Below are 20,922 nucleotides of genomic sequence, written 5' to 3'. Positions count from 1 at the left end.
ATCCTGCGCCTGTATCAAGAATATATCGATGGTTCATTACCTATGTGCGGACGGTTTGCAATAACTCTTCCCAATGACGCCATGGCGCAGCTGTTTTCTGCACGGCCTGCAAACTCATTACCTGCCGTTCCAAATTACAATGTTTGCCCGACAAATCAGGTACATGTGGTGCGCAGTGGCGAGACCGGTCGTCATTTAGATGCGCTGCGTTGGGGGTTTTTGCCACATTGGTACAAATCCGAAACAGCCGGACCATTGTTGATCAACGCCCGGTCAGAGACTTTGGCTGACAAACCAGCCTTTCGCGACGCTTGCCGATCGCGCCGTTGTTTGATCGTGGCTACGGGGTTCTATGAATGGACCAAGACCGAACAGGGAACCCGCTTGCCGTGGTACATCCATCGCAAGGATGGGGCACCGATTGCCTTTGCTGGGGTTTGGCAGGACTGGGGCCCTCAGGAAAGCCGACAGGGCACCTGTGCGATCGTGACGACAGGTGCAAATGAAGGCCTCAAGGGCATACACCATCGGATGCCCTTGATCCTTGAGCCTGAAGATTGGCCATTATGGCTGGGCGAGGCGGGAAAAGGGGCCGCGCGATTGATGCAGCCGGGGGCCGAGGATGTGCTGACCTTTCACCGCGTCGACCCGGCAGTGAATTCGAACCGGGCCAGCGGACCTGAACTGAATGAACCTTTTGGCGGGTGAGGGCGCGTGGCCTTTCCTTTCGAAACACAGCAAGCTAGACCTCTGGTATGGCTTTGAAATTCCCCGATCTGTCCCAACTTTACGCGCATGGTTTTGACACGGTTATCGACGTGCGCAGCCCGGCTGAGTATGCCGAGGATCATTTGCCGGGTGCGATCAACTTGCCGGTTCTGAATAATGAGGAACGGGCGCGCGTCGGGACCATCTATGTGCAGGAAAGCCCCTTTCTGGCACGGAAACTTGGGGCGGCGCTTGTGTTCCGCAATGCAGCCAATCACATCGAACAGCACCTGAGCCAACACGAGGGCAGTTGGCGCCCCTTGGTCTATTGCTGGCGCGGTGGCCAGCGTTCCGGATCGTTCACCTGGATGTTGCAGCAAATCGGTTGGCGCGCTGATGTGGTCGAAGGCGGCTATCGCACCTATCGCCGGTTGGTGAATGCGTATTTGTACGACGATCCTCTGCCGCATCGATTGATCGCCTTGGATGGCTATACCGGAACGGCCAAGACGGATCTGTTGGCTCTGTTGCAAAGGCGCGGCGTACAGGTTCTGGACCTTGAGGCATTGGCCAATCACAGGGGATCTTTGCTGGGGGAAAGGCCAGGTGGACAGCCTGCGCAAAAGGCGTTTGAATCGGCATTGTCCAGCGCGCTGTGCGCAATAGATCCAGCGCGTCCTGTTGTAGTCGAGGCGGAGTCTTCGAAAATCGGCAGTCTGATCCTGCCGCCCAGCCTTTGGACGGCGTTGTGTGCGGCCCCCAGGGTGCAAATCACAGCGCCGATTGAAGCGCGGACCGCTTATCTGGTGAGGGCCTATGACGATATCCTGTCCGACAGTGATCGTTTGCGGGATCGGTTGTCCCCGCTGCGTTTTCATCGCGGTCACGAGGTCGTCGACGGGTGGATGTGCCTGATCGATGCGGGTGAAAAACACGCGCTGACACAGGCGTTGATGGAACAGCACTACGACCCGGCCTACACCAAATCACGGCTATCCCGGTCGGTTGAGGTTCTGGCCAATCTCGACATTGCGTCCTTGGACGACGGCGGCCTTTCAGCGGCCGCGTCCCAAATCGAAAGCCTGCTGGATCAACTTTGAAGCCGCAGGCCCGGTGTTTCAGTCAATTCGCCTATGATCACAGCCGGATAACCCGCGGCCTTCAAATCCTTGATCAGGGCATCGGCCACTGACGGATCGACAGCGGCAAGCAAACCACCAGCCGTCTGAGGATCAAACAGCAAAGCGGCTTTGCCTTCGGCGGGCAGGTCCATGGCAATCACCCGGTTGTCGGCAAAGATGGTCGAGCGCACGCCCTGATCTGTCAAAGTCAACGCGCCGTCCATTACCTCGACCGCGTTCAGATCAAGTACTGCACCACAGTTTGACGCGTCGCAGATACCGTGCAGGTGCCCGGCTAAACCAAACCCGGTCACGTCGGTCATCGCATGGGCCTTGGCCAGTATTCTTGATGCTTTCCCTTGCGATTGGGTCATGTGCTGATAAGCGGCCGCGACCCAGGCTCCATCTGCCAGACCGGCCATTTCGGCAGCCATCAGAACGCCGCTGCCCAAGGGCTTGGTCAGGATCAAACGGTCTCCCGGTTGCCCGCCCGACAAAGTGATGGGCGGCGTTTCACACAGGCCGGTTATGGTAAAGCCGATGGTCATCTCATCGCCCATGGAACTGTGGCCACCCACGATCTCAGCCCCGGCCTCTCTCATCACGTCGCCTGCCACTGCCATGATTTCTGACATGGTGCGGCCCTGAAGACTGGCAGACATACGAGGAAGGATGATCGTCGCAGTTGCGGCCTGAGGTGCAGCCCCCATGGCCCAGATATCCCCCAAAGCGTGAACAGCAGCGATACGCGCCATCAGGACGGGATCATTGGTGAAAGCCCGCAGGTGATCTGATGTCATGACCTGCTGAACGCCACCTGTTTGTAGCAAGGCTGCATCGTCTCCGGGCAGGGGGATGATGTCTGAACGGTCAGGTGCGGGCTGGGATTTCAGTGCTGTCTGCAACGCATCGCGCCCGACCTTGGCGCCGCATCCTCCGCACATGGGTTTTTCCCCAAGCGCCTCATCCAGCCCGAAGGCCCGGTCGTGTGGCAATGCAGAAAGCTTCATTTGCGGCAGGTCTCGAAACCTGTTCATGAAAGTTTGGTCGATGTGGTTCTTCCATTTCCACATGATCGGGCCGCTCAAGGATGTACCTAAACGCTCACCCAGCGCGGATTTGCCGCCCAACGAGATCAGTTTGAGGTAATCCTTCTGCGGGACATATCTGCGCATCCGTCCCGCACTTAGTGCAGCACGCAGATTGTCGAAAAGAACGGGTGCTTCGCGCACCGCGTAAACGCCTGCCTTGGGGCGCGGATTTTCTGACAGATGAGCGCAATCCCCGGCGGCAAAGACAGCAGGATCGCTGGATTGAAGATAGCTGTTCACCCGGATGTACCCGTCTTGCAGATCCAGCCCTGTACGTGCGATCCAGTCATAAGGGCGCGCGCCGGCGGCTCCGGTGACGAAATGGGCGGGGATAGCGCGGCCGTCCTGCAGTTGGACGTGATCAGCGGCGATCCGGGTAATCACTGCGTTTTCGATGACTTCCACACCCAGATCCTGCATGGCGCGACGGATCGTGGCCTCCGCCTTGGGTTTGGTAGCCGCCAGGATTGAGGCATTGTCGATCAGCGTGATCCGCGCCGCGCGCCCCTTTGCTTTGAGAGCGTGGGCCATGGCCATGACCAATTCGGCCCCGGCAACGCCCCCGCCGATCACCGCGACAGACGCAGGGCCATCATGATTCAGATAGTCAGCCCATCGCGCGGCAAATCGGCCCAGAGGTTTGGCTGGAATGGCATGTTCGGCAAAGCCCGGCAGAGCGGGCATGTCCGAGGTGATCCCAACATTGACCGAAGCCACATCGAACCCGACTGGCGGGTGCCCGGAAACATGCACCTGATGGCTATCAGTATCGATCCCTTCGACGGCACCCAGTATGACCCGCGCATCTGCAAAGCGCGCCAGTTTTACCAGATCGATGTCCAATTCCCATCGGTCGTAGTGCCCGGCGACATATCCCGGCAACATACCGGAATAAGGAGCAGTAGGGCCTGGATTTATTACAGTGACCCGCGCACCAGCAAGAGGAGTCATCCCCCATTTTCGCAAAAGCAGCGCGTGGGTGTGACCTCCGCCAACAAGAACCAAATCGCGGGTCAGGGGCAGCGGAGGTGAATGCATAGGAATTAGTTCGCGCTATGGTCCGGGACGTCTTCGACCTGCTCGACCGCGTGGGTGGCCCAAAGCTCATCCTCACCGGCATCCGGCAGACCTTCGGGCATTTCATGACGGTGAATGTGCCATTTGGCAATGAACAGGGCCGTGATCGGAGCGGTCAGGAACAGAAACAGCGTGATCAGCAGCTCGTGCATGGACAGTTTGCCCTCCAGCAGCACCGAATGCGCTATTGAAGCCAGCAAGACGCCGCCCACTCCCAACGTTGTCGCCTTGGTCGGCGCGTGCAGGCGCGACATTGGATCTTTCAGTTTGATCATCCCAAACGAGCCGACAAACCCGAAGATACCCGACATGATCAGGAATACGGCGATCAGCAATTCGACGAGAAATGTCATGTCGCCCTCACTCGATGATGTTGCCGCGCAGCATGAAGCGCGCATAGGCCACGGTTGAAACAAAACCCAGCATGGCAATGATCATGGCGGCCTCGAAAAAGATCTCGGTACCTTGATCCAGACCATAAAGGATCATCAGGGCAATGGTGTTGATCACCATCGTATCCAGCGCCAGAACGCGCGTGCCGACGCCGTCAGCGGTGATGATCCGCCACAGGCACATCATGATTGCGGCGCCAAAACAGGCGAAGGCGAAGTAGATGGCGTATTCGATCATTCGAAAATCTCCTTCAGGCGGCGTTCATAGCGTTGTTTGATCTGATCGCGAACCGCCTCGGGGTCGGGGGCGTCAAGGCAATGGACCAGCAGGTTATGCCCTTGTGCCGACAGATCGCAGCTGACCGTGCCGGGGGTCATGGTGATTGTTCCGGCCAACACGGTAATCGCCTCGGGGGTGCGCAGTTCCAGCGGGACGCAGATCCAGTTGGGTTGGCGGTCGGCATCCCGCTTGAACAGGATGATCCGGGCAACGGTCACGTTTGCAACCACAATGTCCCAAAGCACGACCAGCATATACTCTGCCACCATCCGCCAATTACGCAGTTTGGGGCGATCCGGCCAATAGGGCTGCGTTATGAAGGGGATGATGATCCCCAGGATCAGGCCAAAAACCAACGAATTCAACGATCCATTATTGGCCAGCAAAACCCACACGAATGTCAGCAAGAAAGTCAGATGAGGGTGCGGAAAAATCCGGCGCAGCAGTTTCATCACTCTTCCCCTCCCAATACGGCAGAGATGTAGTTTTCAGGCGCAAACAACTGGCCTGCCGTTTTGCTTGTGTATTCCAATGCAGGGCCCGCAAACAGGGTCAGAAGGATCAGACCTGCCACCAACCCAAACACGGCTGTGATAGCAAGGCCCGGTTGCGGTTCCGGGGCAACCGGTGCGGGTACCTCTTCACCATCGACAGGGTCTTCTACTGTAAACACCTGCGTGTCGTGGCTTTTCCAGAAGATCAATGTGCCCGCGCGCGCCAGCCCAACGATGGTGACAAAAGATCCGATCAGAATAACAGCCCAGACCGCAGTTGCGTCCGATGCATCGCGAGACGCGTCCAGCACCAGCAGTTTACCGATGAATCCCGAAAGCGGCGGCATACCTGCCATCGCGATGGCCCCGACAAAGAACAGGGCCGAGATCAGGCCGCTTTGCGGCATGGGCGCTGTTGGTGCAATTGCCCCGCCGCGACGCTCCATCACCAGATCAGCAACAAGCAACAACAGCGCAGTCGCCAAGGTCGAGTGGAACACATAATAGAGTGCTGCAGCCGTCGCATCTGGCGTGAATTGTGAGATCGCGATCAGCAAGGTCCCCATCGAGGCGATGGCGCAATACGCAACCATGCGAGCTATGTGTTGCGATCCCAAAATTCCGATGGCCCCAACGGCCAAAGTCACAAGCGCTGCGGGTTGCAGCCAATCGCCCACCAAACCTTGCGTCGCTTCGACCTCGGGTCCGAAGGCCAGCGTATACATGCGAATGATCGAGTAAGCACCAACTTTGGTCATGATGGCAAATAGGGCAGCCACGGGTAATGGCGCATTGGCGTAGCTGGCTGGAAGCCAGAAATGCAGCGGCAAAACGGCGGCCTTGATACAGAACACCAAAAGCAGGAGCACTGCGCCAACCCGCAAAAGGGCGGTGTCCTCGGCGGGGATTTCGGCAACGCGCACAGCGATGTCTGCCATGTTCAGCGTACCGGTGACGCCATAGATTGTCCCCAATGCAAACAGGAACAGGGTCGAACCCAAGAGATTGTACGCAACATATTGCACGCCGGATTTCAACCGGACCGAACCGCCTCCATGGGTCATCAAACCGTAAGAGGCGATTAGAAGGACCTCGAAGAAAACGAACAGGTTGAACGCATCGCCTGTCAGGAAAGCTCCGCAGACGCCCATAAGCTGGAAATGGAACAGCGCGTGGAAATGTTTGCCGCGCTCATCCCAGCCCGACGCGATGGCATAAAGCACAATCGGCAGGGCCAGTAGTGCCGTTAGCAGAACCATCATGGCCGACAGCCTGTCCAGCACCATGACGATGCCGAATGGCGCTGGCCAGTTGCCAAGCTCGTAGACCAGAATTTCACCGCCCGAAGCCTGCGCGGTAATGGTCAGCGCTATGCCAAGCAGGGCAATAACGCCCGAGACCGAGAAGATACGCTGCAGGTCCAGATGATAGCGCAGGACCATGATGATAAACGGGGCCAGGATCGCGGGAAGGACGATCGGCGCAACGATCCAGTGGTTCATGCGTCTTCTCCCGGCGCGTCTACGCTGTCCTGTGGGCTCATGTCGATATGGTCATCCTTCGAGGACAAATAAGCCGAGAGCGCGATCATCACGATTACGGCTGTCATTCCAAAAGAAATCACGATGGCCGTCAGCACCAGCGCCTGTGGCAGCGGGTCGGTATAGGGCACGTCTTCGTATTTGTTCAGAACGGCAGGCGCATTCAGCGCGAGTCGCCCGGTGGCAAACAAGAACACGTTCACAGCATAGGTGATGAGTGACAGGCCCAGAATGACCGGGAATGTCCGACGACGCAGGATCAGGAAAATCCCGGCGGCGGTCATAATGCCTACGGCAGAGGCTACGAGCGCTTCCATCAGGCCTGCTCCTTCTCTTTGTCTTCATCTTCAGAGGAATCCCGCAGCGGGTTGATATCCATTGGGAATTCCTGCGCCATGCCCGGCCGCCAGGCAAAGCGTGACAGGCTGTCCAGCGCGAGCATCACCGCCCCAAGTACGGCGAGGAAGACGCCCACGTCAAACAGCATGGCCGTGGCCCACTCGAACTCTTCCAGCGGCGGCCAGTTGATGTAGCCAAAATCGCTGGTCAGGAAGGGGCGTTCGTTGAACCAGGCCCCCAATCCGGTCGCCGCAGCTATCAGCACGCCCCAGCCGATGGTTCCGTGATAGTAGAACCTTTGCCGTTCGATGGCCCAGGTGTAACCGCTGGCCATGTACTGCATCAGGAACGCAATCGCGACAATCAGGCCCGCGATGAAGCCACCCCCGGGTTGGTTATGTCCGCGGAAGAAGATGTAGGCGCCCACCATCAATGCGATTGGCATCATGACGCGAGTGACCACAACCATCATCAGCGGATGTGAGTCCCCAGATTGAGGCCAGTGCGGTTTGCGGTTCAGCAAATAGCCGCGCACATTTGTACCCAGAACCGCTTCGGTCAGGGCAAAGATGATCAGCGCCGCGATGCCCAGTACGATGATCTCGCCAAAGGTATCAAAGCCCCGGAAGTCGACCAGAATGACGTTCACGACGTTCGTGCCGCCACCACCTTTGTAGGAGTTCGCCAAATGGAAGTCCGAGATCGTTGGGAACGCGAAATCCCGCAGCATGATCGCGTAGATCAGTGCGCCGGTCCCGATGCCCGCGACGACAGAAATCGCAGCGTCTCGCCACCGCCGTGCGGCTGAACTGTCCCACGGCGTTTCCGTGGGCAGAAAGTTCAGCGACAGCAGAAGCAGGATCATGGTTACAACTTCAACCGAGATTTGCGTCAGCGCCAAGTCCGGCGCGGATAGATAGTTGAAGGCGACTGACACGATCAGGCCCACAACGCCAATCAGAACAAGCGAGAGCAGGCGGTTGCGGTGGAACCACATGATGCCCAGCGTCGCGCCGACCAGACAGAGCCAGCCGACGATCGGGATGATTTGCGCAGGCAGTGGAACGCGGGTTTCAACCCCAATGGTACCGGTCGAATAGGCGTAGTAGCCCAGCCCGACCGTAAAGGCGATGAAGATGATCGCATAACGGCTGAGGACACCGTTGTGCAGCTCATCCGTAACCCATTGGCTGAGGCGCGTGAAGGCGTGGATGATGGTTTCGAATATCACCTTGGCTTCAGGGCGTGGCAGGGCATTCCAAAGCTGCTCTCCGCGTTTGTGCATCGACAGCAGGAACAGACCGCCCAGCGTTGCTACGATCGACATGTACAGCGCGGGCACAAAGCCGTGCCACAGTTTAAGCGAATAGTATGGCAGCTTTTCCCCACCGATCACAGCGCTTGAAACCACCGCAACCAACGGACCGACGATGGCGGCTGAATAGAGACCGATCAGAACGACCAGCACGACAAGGAAAGCGGGGGCAATCCAAAGCCCAACCGGCGGATCATGCGGATGTGCAGGGTAATCGTCGCGCTGCGGGCCAAGGAACACGTGGCTCACGAAACGGAAGGAATAAGCTGCGGAAAACAGAGATGCGAGCAAGGCCAGGCCCGGCACCAGATAGGCTGAGTTCAGCCATGTGGTGTGCACGGTTTCTTCCAGCATCATCTCTTTCGACAAGAAGCCGTTCAGGGGTGGCAAACCAGCCATTGAAAGCGCGGCGATGGTGCCGATTGTGAAGGTGATCGGCATCAAATGACGCAAACCGCCCAACCGCTTGACGTCGCGTGTTCCGGTCTCATGATCGACAATCCCAGCTGTCATAAACAGCGCTGCCTTGAAGGTCGCGTGGTTGATGATGTGGAACACCGCTGCCACGGCTGCGAATTTCGTGCCGAAACCCAGCAACATGGTGATCAGGCCCAGATGCGACACAGTCGAAAACGCCAGCAGCGCTTTCAGGTCATCCTTGAACAGCGCAATCACCGCGCCCAGCAACATCGTCACCAGACCGGTAGTGGCCACGATATAGAACCACGCATCCGTCCCGGCCAAAACCGGCCACATCCGCGCCATTAGGAACAGACCGGCCTTCACCATGGTGGCCGAGTGCAGATAAGCAGATACGGGTGTCGGTGCCGCCATCGCGTGCGGTAGCCAGAAATGGAAAGGGAACTGCGCCGATTTGGTGAAAGCGCCCAGCAGGATCAGGATCAGTGCGGGAAGGTAGTAGGGCGAAGCTTGGATCAGCTCTTTGTTCTGTAGAATGACACTCAGGTCATATGAGCCCACGATGTTTCCCAGGATCAGCATCCCGGCGATCATTGCCAACCCGCCGCCTCCGGTGACGGCCAGCGCCATCCGCGCACCTTGACGGCCTTCGGGCAGGTGCTTCCAATAACCGATCAGCAGGAACGAGCTGAGCGATGTAAGTTCCCAGAAAATAAGCAAAAGCAGGATGTTGTCTGACAGAACAATCCCGACCATAGCACCCTGAAACAACAGCAGATAAGTGTAGAACTGCCCCATCGGATCTTCGCGCGACAGGTAGAACCGCGCGTAAAGGATGATCAGCAGACCGATACCCAATATCAGTAGGGCGAACAGAAAGCCCAACCCGTCCAACATGAAGTTGGCATTCAGGCCAAGACCGGGAATCCAATCGAAGCGGGCGGTCACGACGTCTCCGCGCATGACCGATGGGATGTGGATCAGCAAACCCATTAGGGCAAGAAACGTGGTTAACGCCGCAGCGGATGCTGCCGCGTTTCTGCCTGCTCGGATCAGCAGAGCAGGGAATACAGCACCAAGGAAAGGAAGGGCCGCGATAAGGAATAGGGACAAGTGCGATACTCCGGTCTGAGCGGTCAGGATGAAGCCTATTTTGTAAAGATATTTCCTAGGCTGTCCAGATTTTGTAACTTCTTCACTGATAACTAGCGAAACATTTAACTGTACGGTAGCCCTGTGAAAAAATGACGCAATCTTGATCCTGTGCATAGGTTTTAAGGCATCCGTTTCCACCCAAATGTGCTAGATGAATGGGCATCGAACAGGAGGCTATCGGTGATCGAAAAAGTGAACCGAACCCGAAGGTGGGTGTTGATCGGCGGTGGTGTCTCGATCGCCGCGGGCTTTGCGATCCGGGAATATCGTTTGATCCCCGAAGATCACAGGGGCGGGCGGATCAGCGTTGAAATGGCGCATGAACAAGCCCGCGAAGGAAAAATACTGTTGGTCGACATACGAACTCCGCGGGAATGGCGCGCATCGGGCATTGGCGAAGGTGCATCGCCGCTTGATATGCGGCGCGAAGACTTCGTTGAGACCTTGCAGCAGATGACCGGTGGGAGGCTGGATACGCCAGTGGCGCTCATATGTGCGCGGGGGGTGCGCTCAGCGCGTTTGAGCAACCAACTTATTGCAGCGGGTTTTACCCAGATCATTGACGTGCCCGAGGGTATGCTGGGCTCGGCCGCAGGCCCGGGTTGGGTCAGGGCCGGGCTGCCGGTTCGAAAGTTTAACGAGGATGCAGGATGATCCGAACACTTAGTCTGGCGGCACTCATTGCGGCCGCCGGGCAGGCCGCTTGGGCCGGATGCGCCGGTCAAGACATGGTTTGCGAAACACCGATGGGCGCGTATCATCTTGAGCTGCCCGAGGGGGACAACCCTCCGATGGTGGTGTTCCTGCACGGCTATGGTGGCAGCGGATCGGGCACGATGCGCAATCGCTCGATGGTCGAACCTCTGCTGAAGCGTGGCTATGCGGTTATGGCGCCTGAGGGTTTGGAGCGACCGGACCGTGGCGGCACCAAAAGCTGGAACTTTTATCCGGGTTTTGGTGATCGGGACGAAACCGCCTTTCTGACCGAAGTCATGCAAGATGCCGCAGACCGGTTTGGCGTCGATCCTGATCGGGTTCTGCTGGGTGGATTTTCGGCAGGCGGCTTTATGGTCAACTACCTGGCCTGTGACGCACCGGATACATTCTCCGCTTACGTACCGGTGTCCGGAGGGTTCTGGCGTCCGCATCCTGAGACGTGTGAAGGCCCGATCCGCATGTTCCACACCCACGGTTGGACAGACAATGTCGTACCGCTTGAAGGGCGATTGCTGGGCGGTGGGCGCTTTCAACAAGGCGACATCTTTGCCGGGCTTGAAATCTGGCGTGAAGCCAATGGCTGCGTCGATCACAAACCAAGCAGTTTCACTGTGACGGACGACTTCATGCGTCGCCGCTGGACCGGTTGCGCCGAAGGCAGCGCGTTAGAATTCGCGCTGTTTCCCGGGGGGCACAATGTTCCTGCCGGTTGGGCAGACATGATCGTCGATTGGTACGAGGGGTTACCCGGCAGCTGATTATTCTGCCGGGGTCATGTTGCCTTTGCCTTCGACCAACCGCTTCAACTCATCCCGATAACGGCGGGCTGATCGAGTGATGGCGGGTTCGCTGAAGTCTTCGCGCATTCCGACCATTCTCCGGGCCGCGCTTGCCGAAACACCGCTGAGGGCCGAAAGCGGTATGGCCATCGCGAGGCTAATGGCAATCGGGGCCAACCAGATCGAAACCAGACCGGACAGGATACCCACGCTCAGCGCGATGCCACTGATCGTTTCCAATGCGTGGCACAGCACCAACGTACCGAGCCCATAGCTGCCGCCATCGCGGGCTTGCGGAGACCAGCCGCGTTGGATGCCAAAGGCCGTGCGGAAGACCGCAATCATCTGCTGCACCATCAGAATAGGCGCGTACAGAATAGAAAGTAGAACCTCGGCCAGGAACGACGTCAGAAACTTGCGCGCACCACCAAAGTCGGAATAGCGCACACCGCTGAGTGGCAGAGCCAAAACACCCAGCACTTTGGGGGCCAGCAGCATGGCGTACATGACCAGAATAATCAGCACATGACGGGTTTCCGACATCTCGGGCCATTGGGGGAACAGCGGATTGTCAGGGCTGAAATAGTGTAGGACGGATGCGTCCTGACCTTGACCAATCAGCGCCCACATCAAGAGCAGTGCGAACCACAAGGGTGACATCAGATATCCGATGGCGCCATGGAACATGTGAAAGCGCGACACAGCGCGGAACCCGGTTGACCCCAGCAGTTTCAGGTGTTGCAGGTTGCCCTGACACCAGCGGCGGTCCCGCATGGCATGATCGATGAGGGTGGGTGGTGTTTCTTCGTATGATCCGCGAATACGCGGCAGAAAGCGCACGGCCCAACCCGCGCGGCGCAGCAATCCCGCCTCGACAAAATCGTGGCTCATGATCAGCTTGTCCTGACCGCTGAATGAACGCAGCTTGGGCAGGCCAGCGCTTGTGGCAAAAGCCTTGGTGCGGATGATGGCGTTGTGGCCCCAATAGTTGCCTTCTTGCCCGCACCAGCGCGCCAGACCTTCGGCAAAGGCGATACCATAGACACCGTTGGCGAATTGCTGCATCCGGGCAAAAACTGACTGCGCGCCAATGAGCTGCGGGTAGCTTTGAATCAATCCCGCACCGGGATCACGCGCCAACGCATCGGTCAGACGATAGATCGCGCGTCCGGTCATCAGGCTGTCGGCATCCAACACCAGCATCGCATCCCAGTCCGCACCCCAGCGGCTCACCCAATCGGCGATGTTGCCTACCTTTCGGTCAGTATTCTGTTCACGGCGGCGATAGTACAACTCCAGCCCCGGTGCCAAAGTGGTGCGCAACGCCTCGACACTGGCCTGTTCCTGCGCTGCTATCTCGGGGTCCCGCGTATCGGAAAGGATGAACATGGCATAGTGGTGCCGCCCACCACGGGTTTGTAAATCTTCAAGCATGGTGCGGGCGTTGCCCAGTACGTTCCACGGCACCTCGTTGTAAACCGGGGTCAGCAAGGCCACACGCAGCGGCTGCGCGCGATGGCTTTTTTGGGGACGGTCCTGCCTAGACAGGGACACCATACCCAAAAGCACCGTGCAAACCGTGAAAGTGATCCAGAAAAAGTTGAACGAGATCAGCGCCAGCAGTATCGCTTCGACCAGATTGATCCCCTCGGCGCTGAACCAGTCACTCATCACCCAGAGCAGACCCAGTGTTGCCGCCATTGCCGGGGAAAACGCCAAAGCACGCCAGAACCCAGCCGACGAGCCGCGCTTGCCGGAAGGCGCATTCGCATCCCGGAACCGCGCGCTGAAGTTCTGCGCGGGCATCGCCAGAGGGGCTTCTGGCGGCATGATATGCAGATCGCGGCTCATGTGGTCCAACGGTAAAGCCAGACCTCAGAGGCAGGCTGTTTGTCTTTCAGAAGCTGAGCGCGCAGTTCGACATGATTGCGATCTTCAGGCTGGAAAGAAAAGGCCAGACGCAGGCCACCGGTATCGGGATTGCGTTGCAGAACACCTTCAGAAGTTTCGGCATGAGGTGAGTCAACAAAGATCGAGATCGCGTCGATGTCCTCGAACAGTTCACTGTCTTCAAAGTCGATGACTGCCAGACGACCCTCACCAAAGGTATTTTCGCCCATCGCGCTGTTGATGACACGCGGCATTGGAGTGCGTTGGGGTTCTTCCCCCCAGATCAGGCGATAGGACAGATCAACTTGACTGCCCGCCGCATAGGGCTCTGATGGGCGCCAATAGGCGACGATGTTGTCATAGATTTCCTGATCTGCCGGGATTTCAACCAGCGTCACGGTGCCTTTGCCCCAATCCTGGTTGGGTTCGACCCACAGGCCAGGACGTTTGTGATAGTTGGCCTCAAGGTCTGCGTAATCCGAAAACTCGCGCTTGCGTTGCATCAGACCGAAACCACGTGGGTTCGTGTCCACAAAAGACGAAATTTGCAGACGGGTCGGATTGGCTAGCGGCCGCCACAGAACTTCGCCTGCGCCATTGCGGATCAGCAGCCCGTCGCTGTCATGAACCGCCGGGCGGAAATCGTCGAACCGGCTGTGGTTGGTCTGATCGAACAGGAACATCGACGTTCCCGGTGCGATACCGACATGAGACAGATCTTCGCGTGGGAACAGCGTAGCTTCGACATCCATGATGCAGTCTGCACCTGCGGTAACGTTGAACCGATAGGCACCGGTCACGCTGGGGCTGTCCATCAGCGCGTGGACGACCATATTACGCTGGCCGGGTGCGGGACGTTCCAGCCAGAAGCGGATGAATTCGGGGAACTCCTCACCATCCGGATCGCCGGTTTTCAGCGCCAGACCACGCGCGGACAGGCCATAAACTTCGTGCAGGCCGATGGCGCGGAAATAGCTGGCTCCCTGCCAGACGCAGAATTCATCTGTCTTGCCGGGGCGGTGCATCTCGGTCCGAAGGCGCAAGCCCGAAAAGCCAAGCGTGTCGTCGATCGGCAGTTGCGGCACATCTTCGGACTTGTCGAACATGTCCAGATCGAAGGCGACCGGTTTGGTCATTCCATTCTCAACCGTTTCAACTTTGACAGTGCGCGGGAAATAGAGACCTGGCGTGAAGAAATCGACGTTGAACGGCGTTTCGGTTTCGTACCATAGAGCACGATCCAGCCTGAACCGGATCGAGCGGTACTGCTGATAGGTCAGATCCTGCCATTCCTGCGGCACCATCTCGCGTTCTGCATAGGGGCGGCTGGCCAGGTCGCGGGCCATTTTGATCACATAGTCGCGGCCAAACGGAACCTCACCGCCCGTTGCATAGGCAGACGGGGCAAAGGCCAAGGCGGTCGTCGAGACGAGGAATGCGCGACGGGTAAAGTTCATTTCTTTGTCTTCCAGGGTCGTGACTTGAACCACGCGGCCAGATAGGCCACGCCGATGATCATCGCAAAGCCAATCATGTTGGCGATAAAGACACTGGCAACATCCCGCCCAGATTGGTCTAGCGCCACGCCGATCAAGCGGGCTGCGGCCATGGAAAACACAAAGACGGCAAGGGATTGCTGACCGACCTTTGTGATAACTGCCAGCAGGAATTGCCAGACACGCGCGCCCATGCTGTGGCCGGTTGCGATCAGGCGATGGCCATGTTCGCCGGCTGCAACCCAGCCCAGATAGGCCAGTGACAGGAAGTGGACATAGCGCAGAAGGCCAAATTCGGTTTTGCCGCGCAGCTCTTCAGTCAGGGGCCAGCCCTTGCGGATCACAGCGCCAAGCTCGGGCGCGGCAGTGTTGATCCAGGTAAAGACCTTCCACGACCCGAACGGAGCCGACAAGACAACAAAGGCGATTGCCGCCCAGATCAGTGCCTTTGATACCGGCGGGGCTGGAATCCAACCGCGCATAAAAGCGAACCCCGTGAAGAAAAGCAGCTGCCAACCAAATGGATTGAAGAACCACTGACGGTCTGACCACGGTTCGGCCGGCAATGCCAGCGCACCGGTCTGAGCGATAAACCAGATCGCCATGCAAACCGCTGCCATCAGCCAGAAACTGACACGGTAGAGCGCCATGTACAGCGGCATCAGCGCCAGGACCACCAGATACATCGGCAGAATGTCAAAGTAGTTTGGCACATAAGTCAGCGTAAAAATTCCAACCATCTGCGGGGCCGGATCGTTGAAGAAATGCTGCAGGTTGAGGGATGAGATATAGGTCTTTTCAAACCACCCTGTCTGATCTAGCGCGGCCATGGTCATGGCTACAAAGAAGAACAGGCAGATATGCGCCCAGTAGACCTGCCAGATACGGAAGGCGACACGCGCTGTTCCCATCCACCAACCTTTGCGCAGAAATGCGCCGCCAAAAGCAATGGCCGAGGCCATGCCCGAACAGAACACAAAGATCTCGGTCGCGTCTGAATAACCGAACCGCGCGGGTATCCACCTGGCCCAGGGATCGTTGGGAATATGGGCAATCAGAATGATGAACATCGCGATGCCACGATAGAAATCCAATCGCGGATCACGCGTGCGGGCAGGAGCTGCGGCCGGGGCCGATGCAGATGCAAAATCAGAAGCGGGCGATATGGTCGCCATACGTTTTCTGTCCTTCTTGGTCGTCTTGTTATTCTGCGGGAACGCTTTGAACGTCGCCGCTGTCTCGGGCCGCGTCGATCAGGGCACGGCGCGCGACGGCATAATTGTCTTCGCCTCCGGCACGCTTGGCGCGGCGGTCGTCCAGAATGCGCTCGACCGCGTCCAGACGTCCGGCGCGCAGGCCAGAATCGATGGTAATGCGTTCAAATACATCACGTTGCGCGTGGCTGCCACCGGCCAGTTGCATCGATCCACGCGCCGTCAGCAGGTGATCGAAGGCGGTGCCATAATGGCCGTCTCCGAAGGCTTCCAATCCCATGGCTGCTGAAACACCCGGATCAGCCATACGACGGGTGGCGTCATCATTGGCTTGGGCGGCATCACGGTTCATCCGGCTCAGCATCTTGGCGGTGGAATCGGCGCGGTTATCGCCCGTCAAGGCCAGCAGGTAATGCAGGTCCGCAAAGATCAGGCAGCCATCTTCGGTGCGCGCAGCACTCAGATCAGCCAGTTCTTCCCAGCGGTTTCCAACATTTACGCCCTCAAGCTCAAGCCGAGACAACAGCGAGGTTGCATTCGAAATGTCGCGGTAGTCGTCGGTTTTATCCTTGCGGATATGGGCGTCATACAGCTCCATCACCTGATCGACCTGGCCCAGATCAAGATGCATCAGGGCTTTGTGCCACCAGACGTGATAGCGGAAATTGTTACAGTGCGCCCAGGCGTCTTCGCGTCCGGCCAACCAATCCAGACCCAGCTGTGCGTTGCCGGTCATCTCATGAACATGGGCCACCGCGTGCAGACCCCATGCATCATCCGAAACCATCCACAACGCCTGACGGCCAGCGATCTCGGCTTTTTCGTAGGCACCAGTTTCCTCCAGCGCAAAGGAGTGGCAGCCCAACAGATAACCCCGACCGGGATGGTCGGGATCATAGGATGGCATCACGCGTTCAATCGACCGACGCATCCCATCGGCATCACCCAGTACGAATCGTGTCGCATGGCTCAGTTTCATCGCCAATGTGTCCTGCGGGTGTTCGCGCAGAATGGCTTCGAATTTCTGAACCGCCTGCGTCTGTTGGCCTGTCAGAAACAGCGCCAACGAGTCTACGTACAGCTGCTCTCGGGCCGAAATCGGTTGCCGCTCGGACGCGGCATTGGCCGCAGCCAGAGCCTCTACCGCGACCGCCATCATCTCGCGCCGACCCAGCAGAGCCATGAACAGACCTTTGACCGCATGACCCAGCGCAAAGTCGGGCTCAAGCTCAAGCACCTTGCCCAGATGTTGGGGCGTGACTGCCGCATGCGCCATGAACCCAAGCAGAACACCATTCCATGCATCCACAGCCGCTGGCTGCGTCAGGGTGTTCATCTGTCCAAAAACGTCTTGTTTCATACTTTGGTCCAATCTGATTGCGGTACTTCACACTGTTCGATGTAACAGAGTGTGAGGGAGGGGCGTAACAGTATCGACCCTGCTCTCGAATTGGTGAAATGCCGTGTGCGAAAAAGGCGAAAAAAACCGCCGATTCAAGAGCATGTTTCAGCGAGTTGCTGCCTAAATGTGCAAGTATTTCAATCTTCGAAAGGGTTTTCGGCGCTCAGAACCGCCTGAGTATCCGCCCCGCAGACCGGTGGCGCGCTGCGATATGTTACAGGCGTACGAGACAAGTTGAGTGGATTCCCGATCAGGTTGACCTGACCAGGTTGGGCTTGCATTGCGATCTGCATCTGCCGCGCGGCCACCTGTTCAGTATCAAAGACCTGATCAAGCGTCTGAACCGGACCAACAGGAACTTTGACGGCTTCAAGTCCAGAAATAACGGCCTGTGTGCTCAACGTTTTAACCGCAGGACGAAGAACCGCGTTCAGCGCATCTCGATTTTCCAAACGGGCTGGATTGGTTGCAAATCTGGGGTCGTCTGCCAGTTCTGCTCTTTCGATAAAGCTGCAGAGTTTTCTGAACTGACCGTCATTTCCAACCGCGAGAATGACGTGCCCGTCAGCGGTTTCATAGACGTCGTAGGGTACGATATTCGGGTGCCCGTTGCCGCGCCGCTGCGGGACATCGCCTGAAGTCAGATAATTTACGCCTTCATTGATCAGCCACGCGATCTGAGCATCCACCAAAGCCAGATCAATCTGCTGCCCTTCGCCAGTCAGGTCGCGGTGACGTAGTGCGGCAAGGATGCCGACGGTTGCGTACATACCACACATCACATCTGCGATTCCGACGCCAACTTTCATGGGCGCACCTTCCGGATCGCCGGTCAGTGACATGATCCCACCATAGCCCTGTGCCATCAGATCGTAGCCGGGCTTGCTGGAATTGGGGCCTGTCTGTCCGTAGCCCGATATTGAGCAGTAGACCAAATCGGGAAACTCTTGCGACAGGGTGGCGTAGTCGAGACCGTATTTCGCCAGCCCGCCGGGCTTGAAATTTTCGATAAGGATATCCGCATGTGACGCCAGCCGCCGAATTTCCGCCTGGCCTTCGGCTGTGGCGATATCCAGAGCGACGGATTTCTTGTTGCGGTTGGCTGACATGAAATACGCACTTAGGTCCGAGCGGTTGCCCTGGGCATCTGTCACATAGGGCGGACCCCATTGCCTTGTGTCGTCGCCGCCTGTGGCGGGGTTTTCAATCTTGATGACGGTTGCGCCCAGATCGCCAAGCAACTGCGTGCATGTGGGCCCTGCCAGAATCCGGCTAAGATCCAGAACCTTGACGCCGTTCAGGGGGCCTTCAGATGCGGCCATCATAACCTCCGCGCTCAATTTCAGCAGCAATGACGGTAAATGTCTCGGCCTTTACAGCAGCTTCCAACGCTGCGCGCAACTCTGCCCTGTTGCGAACGGTTTGGCCATTCCCACCAAAGGCTCGGCCCATGGCAGCGAAATCATGGTAGCCAAAGTCCACGCCCTTGTTGCCCATTTGTCTTTGACGCTGTTTCAGTTCGATCAGAGCAAGGCTTGCATCCACAAAGACCAAAAAGATCGGGTTGCCTCCCATTTCGGCGGCGGTCGACAATTCACCAGCCACCATCAGAAAACCGGCATCGCCTGAGAAGCTGATGACCGGGCGTTGAGGTTCGGCCAGTTTCAGGCCGATGGCCATCGGAACCGCGCAGCCCATAGTACACAGCGCCGAAGACTGGATCAGCCCGCGCTCTTCACTGCACCCCCACATCTGACTCAGCAAAATACGATGTGCGCCGCTATCTGCGGTTGCCAGAGTTTCAGGGGGCAAAACCGCCCGGGTTTCAGCAATGACTGCCGCCGGTCCCCAGGATTCGTCATTTGGGAAAGCCTCTGCCAAAGCAGTTTTGACCTGTGAGGGCTCGCCATTTGGCCAAGTTGTACGGGCGGGGTTGCCTTTGGCGATGGCTTCCAGCGTTTCGCCTGTATCGGCAACAAGGTTTAGACCCGCCTGATGCATGTAATGATCGTTCACCACGGCAGAGATGTCGATGACGCGCTTGGTTTCGGGATCCCAAATCTCGCGCCAACCGGGCCGCATTTCGATCGGGTCATAGCCCAGGCACAGCACCAAATCGGATTGTTCGACCAGCGGCACCAGATGTTTGTCCGCCAAAGGAGACAGGCCCGCACCGCCCAGACACAGGGGGTGATCCTCTGGCACCACGCCTTTGGCTTTGTAGGTCGTCACGAAGGGAATGCCAAAATGTTCCAAAAACGCCTGCACCACACTGCGCGAGTCATCATAGAGGACATCCAGACCGATGATGGCAATTGGGCGCTCGGCCTCGGCCACCCATCGGCGGGCCTTTTCCAGACACTCCCCCCCCGGGCTTACTGGCGCGACCTTGGCAAGACGGCGGCGTTTCACACCGATCACTGGCGTGTCAGCAACCGAGATAGGTACATCAACATGAACCGGGCCGGGGCGCGGCTGCATGGCCAGAGATACCGCCTTGTCGGCCACCACGTCCGCGCCGTTGGCGGTCAGCGTGAAGGTACCCTTGGTGATCGAGCGGTATACTTGGGCGTGGTCCATGACCTGATGCGTGTAGGTCAGGGCCTCATCTGCGTCGACACATCCGGTCAGAACGATCATGGGCACGCGGTCCTGTAGCGCATTTGCAACGACGTTGATACCGTTCATCGCTCCCGGACCAAGTGTGGCCACCAATATCGCAGGTGCGCCATCGCGGTGATGCACCGCCTCTGCCATAAACCCGGCAGAATTTTCATGCTTGGTCAGATGGAAGGTGATGCCTGCCTTCTCTAGTGCGTCCACCAGCGTAAGAACCTCACCCCCTGGCATCCCAAATGCGTGGCGGCACCCCGCTTCGTACAGTCGTTGGGCCAGAAGATCCGCAGCGCGGGGCGAAGAGTCCTGCATCAGTCATGCTCCGAAATAACCGTTTCAAAGCAGATTGCGGAGGACGCCCACAGACGCAAGCCGGTTCACGCCAGTGTGACTATTTGACTGCGTCTTCGGCGACAGATTGAAACTTTGTGTCAAGTTCTGCGGAAATGTCCAGCAAGGCTTGCCCACCTTCCGATGCGTATGGGGCAAAAACAAAGCTGGGAGTTTTGTAGGACAGAGTGGCAGAGCCGTCCTCGTTTTCGGTGACATAAAAGCGGATGGGCGCTTCGATCATCGCATGGGTCGAGGTTTCAAGCACCCGCACTGCATAGTCATTGTTAAAGGCCCCGATCACCCGGTTGCCCGGAATGGTGATCCCGCGCGCAGCCGCCGCCTTGGTGGGGCCAGCCTGAGTTACGACGATCAACCCGTTTTCCTTGATGGCGGCTTTGGTGGCATCGACCAGTTCGGCATAGGGCTTGTCTGATGGGTGTACGACCCAACCCTTGGGTATGTCTTGTGCCCAGACGGGCAAAGCGATCAGGCAGAACAGGGGTATGAGCGCTTTCATCATCACGTCTCCGAAAACTTGCTGA

At 57.9% G+C, this 20,922-nt stretch carries 18 protein-coding genes; 4 read left to right on the top strand and 14 right to left on the bottom strand.

What is annotated here, in order from left to right:
* Positions 1-42: 42 nt before the first annotated feature.
* Positions 43-708, top strand: coding sequence for an SOS response-associated peptidase (locus GS632_RS15805; protein ID WP_171238273.1), 666 nt, complete (start codon positions 43-45; stop codon positions 706-708).
* 47 nt (positions 709-755) lie between these two features.
* On the top strand, positions 756-1,808 hold the full coding sequence (gene mnmH / locus GS632_RS15800; RefSeq protein WP_171238243.1) for a tRNA 2-selenouridine(34) synthase MnmH: 1,053 nt from the start codon (positions 756-758) through the stop codon (positions 1,806-1,808).
* Here mnmH and selD read toward each other — a convergent pair.
* From selD to GS632_RS15765, 7 genes are read right to left on the bottom strand one after another with little or no spacing between them, the layout of a single operon-like run.
* On the bottom strand, positions 1,799-3,958 hold the full coding sequence (gene selD / locus GS632_RS15795) for a selenide, water dikinase SelD (RefSeq protein ID WP_171722179.1): 2,160 nt from the start codon (positions 3,956-3,958) through the stop codon (positions 1,799-1,801). The genes mnmH and selD overlap by 10 nt on opposite strands.
* Positions 3,959-3,963: 5 nt before the next feature.
* On the bottom strand, positions 3,964-4,350 hold the full coding sequence (locus tag GS632_RS15790) for a Na+/H+ antiporter subunit G (protein ID WP_171238245.1): 387 nt from the start codon (positions 4,348-4,350) through the stop codon (positions 3,964-3,966).
* Between the two features lie 7 nt (positions 4,351-4,357).
* Positions 4,358-4,627: a K+/H+ antiporter subunit F gene (locus GS632_RS15785; protein WP_170459173.1), complete on the bottom strand. Its 270-nt coding sequence runs from the start codon at positions 4,625-4,627 to the stop codon at positions 4,358-4,360.
* Complete coding sequence (locus tag GS632_RS15780) at positions 4,624-5,121, bottom strand: Na+/H+ antiporter subunit E (protein WP_171238246.1); 498 nt, start codon at positions 5,119-5,121, stop codon at positions 4,624-4,626. Before GS632_RS15780 ends, GS632_RS15785 begins: the two co-directional genes overlap by 4 nt.
* Positions 5,121-6,665 carry a monovalent cation/H+ antiporter subunit D gene (locus tag GS632_RS15775; protein ID WP_171722178.1) on the bottom strand — a complete coding sequence of 515 codons (1,545 nt, stop codon included), beginning with the start codon at positions 6,663-6,665 and terminating at the stop codon, positions 5,121-5,123. The genes GS632_RS15780 and GS632_RS15775 overlap by 1 nt, the downstream gene beginning before the upstream one ends.
* Positions 6,662-7,021, bottom strand: a complete 360-nt coding sequence (locus tag GS632_RS15770; RefSeq protein ID WP_170751150.1) for a Na+/H+ antiporter subunit C — start codon at positions 7,019-7,021, stop codon at positions 6,662-6,664. Before GS632_RS15770 ends, GS632_RS15775 begins: the two co-directional genes overlap by 4 nt.
* Entirely contained in the window at positions 7,021-9,891 is a 2,871-nt protein-coding gene (locus tag GS632_RS15765; RefSeq protein WP_171177522.1) for a monovalent cation/H+ antiporter subunit A, read from the bottom strand. The genes GS632_RS15770 and GS632_RS15765 overlap by 1 nt, the downstream gene beginning before the upstream one ends.
* 222 nt (positions 9,892-10,113) lie before the next feature.
* Here GS632_RS15765 and GS632_RS15760 point away from each other — a divergent pair, with 222 nt between their 5' ends.
* Both GS632_RS15760 and GS632_RS15755 read left to right on the top strand, forming a co-directional pair.
* Positions 10,114-10,587 (top strand): rhodanese-like domain-containing protein, encoded by a 474-nt coding sequence (locus tag GS632_RS15760; RefSeq protein WP_171238248.1) that lies wholly within the window; start codon positions 10,114-10,116, stop codon positions 10,585-10,587.
* A complete protein-coding gene (locus GS632_RS15755) occupies positions 10,584-11,408 on the top strand; it encodes a PHB depolymerase family esterase (RefSeq protein WP_171177519.1) in 825 nt (274 codons plus the stop codon). The genes GS632_RS15760 and GS632_RS15755 overlap by 4 nt, the downstream gene beginning before the upstream one ends.
* Here the strand turns inward: GS632_RS15755 and mdoH are convergent, their stop codons facing one another.
* The 7 genes from mdoH to GS632_RS15720 form a co-directional block, all read right to left on the bottom strand.
* A complete protein-coding gene (gene mdoH / locus GS632_RS15750; protein ID WP_171722177.1) occupies positions 11,409-13,280 on the bottom strand; it encodes a glucans biosynthesis glucosyltransferase MdoH in 1,872 nt (623 codons plus the stop codon).
* Complete coding sequence (locus GS632_RS15745; protein WP_171238250.1) at positions 13,277-14,776, bottom strand: glucan biosynthesis protein; 1,500 nt, start codon at positions 14,774-14,776, stop codon at positions 13,277-13,279. Before GS632_RS15745 ends, mdoH begins: the two co-directional genes overlap by 4 nt.
* A complete protein-coding gene (locus GS632_RS15740; protein WP_171238251.1) occupies positions 14,773-15,990 on the bottom strand; it encodes an OpgC family protein in 1,218 nt (405 codons plus the stop codon). The genes GS632_RS15745 and GS632_RS15740 overlap by 4 nt, the downstream gene beginning before the upstream one ends.
* 28 nt (positions 15,991-16,018) lie before the next feature.
* Entirely contained in the window at positions 16,019-17,389 is a 1,371-nt protein-coding gene (locus GS632_RS15735) for a tetratricopeptide repeat protein (RefSeq protein WP_171177511.1), read from the bottom strand.
* Between the two features lie 179 nt (positions 17,390-17,568).
* Entirely contained in the window at positions 17,569-18,753 is a 1,185-nt protein-coding gene (locus GS632_RS15730; protein WP_171712030.1) for a CaiB/BaiF CoA-transferase family protein, read from the bottom strand.
* On the bottom strand, positions 18,740-20,359 hold the full coding sequence (locus GS632_RS15725; protein WP_171722176.1) for a thiamine pyrophosphate-binding protein: 1,620 nt from the start codon (positions 20,357-20,359) through the stop codon (positions 18,740-18,742). Before GS632_RS15725 ends, GS632_RS15730 begins: the two co-directional genes overlap by 14 nt.
* A 79-nt stretch (positions 20,360-20,438) precedes the next feature.
* Positions 20,439-20,897, bottom strand: a complete 459-nt coding sequence (locus GS632_RS15720) for a DUF302 domain-containing protein (protein ID WP_171178077.1) — start codon at positions 20,895-20,897, stop codon at positions 20,439-20,441.
* Positions 20,898-20,922 lie beyond the last annotated feature (25 nt).

Origin of the sequence: Ruegeria sp. HKCCD7296, assembly GCF_013110775.1 — a bacterium.
Taxonomy (GTDB): Bacteria; Pseudomonadota; Alphaproteobacteria; order Rhodobacterales; family Rhodobacteraceae; genus Ruegeria.
The sequence above is the reverse complement of the archived record's forward strand: the minus strand, read 5'-3'. Positions and strand labels throughout refer to the sequence as shown.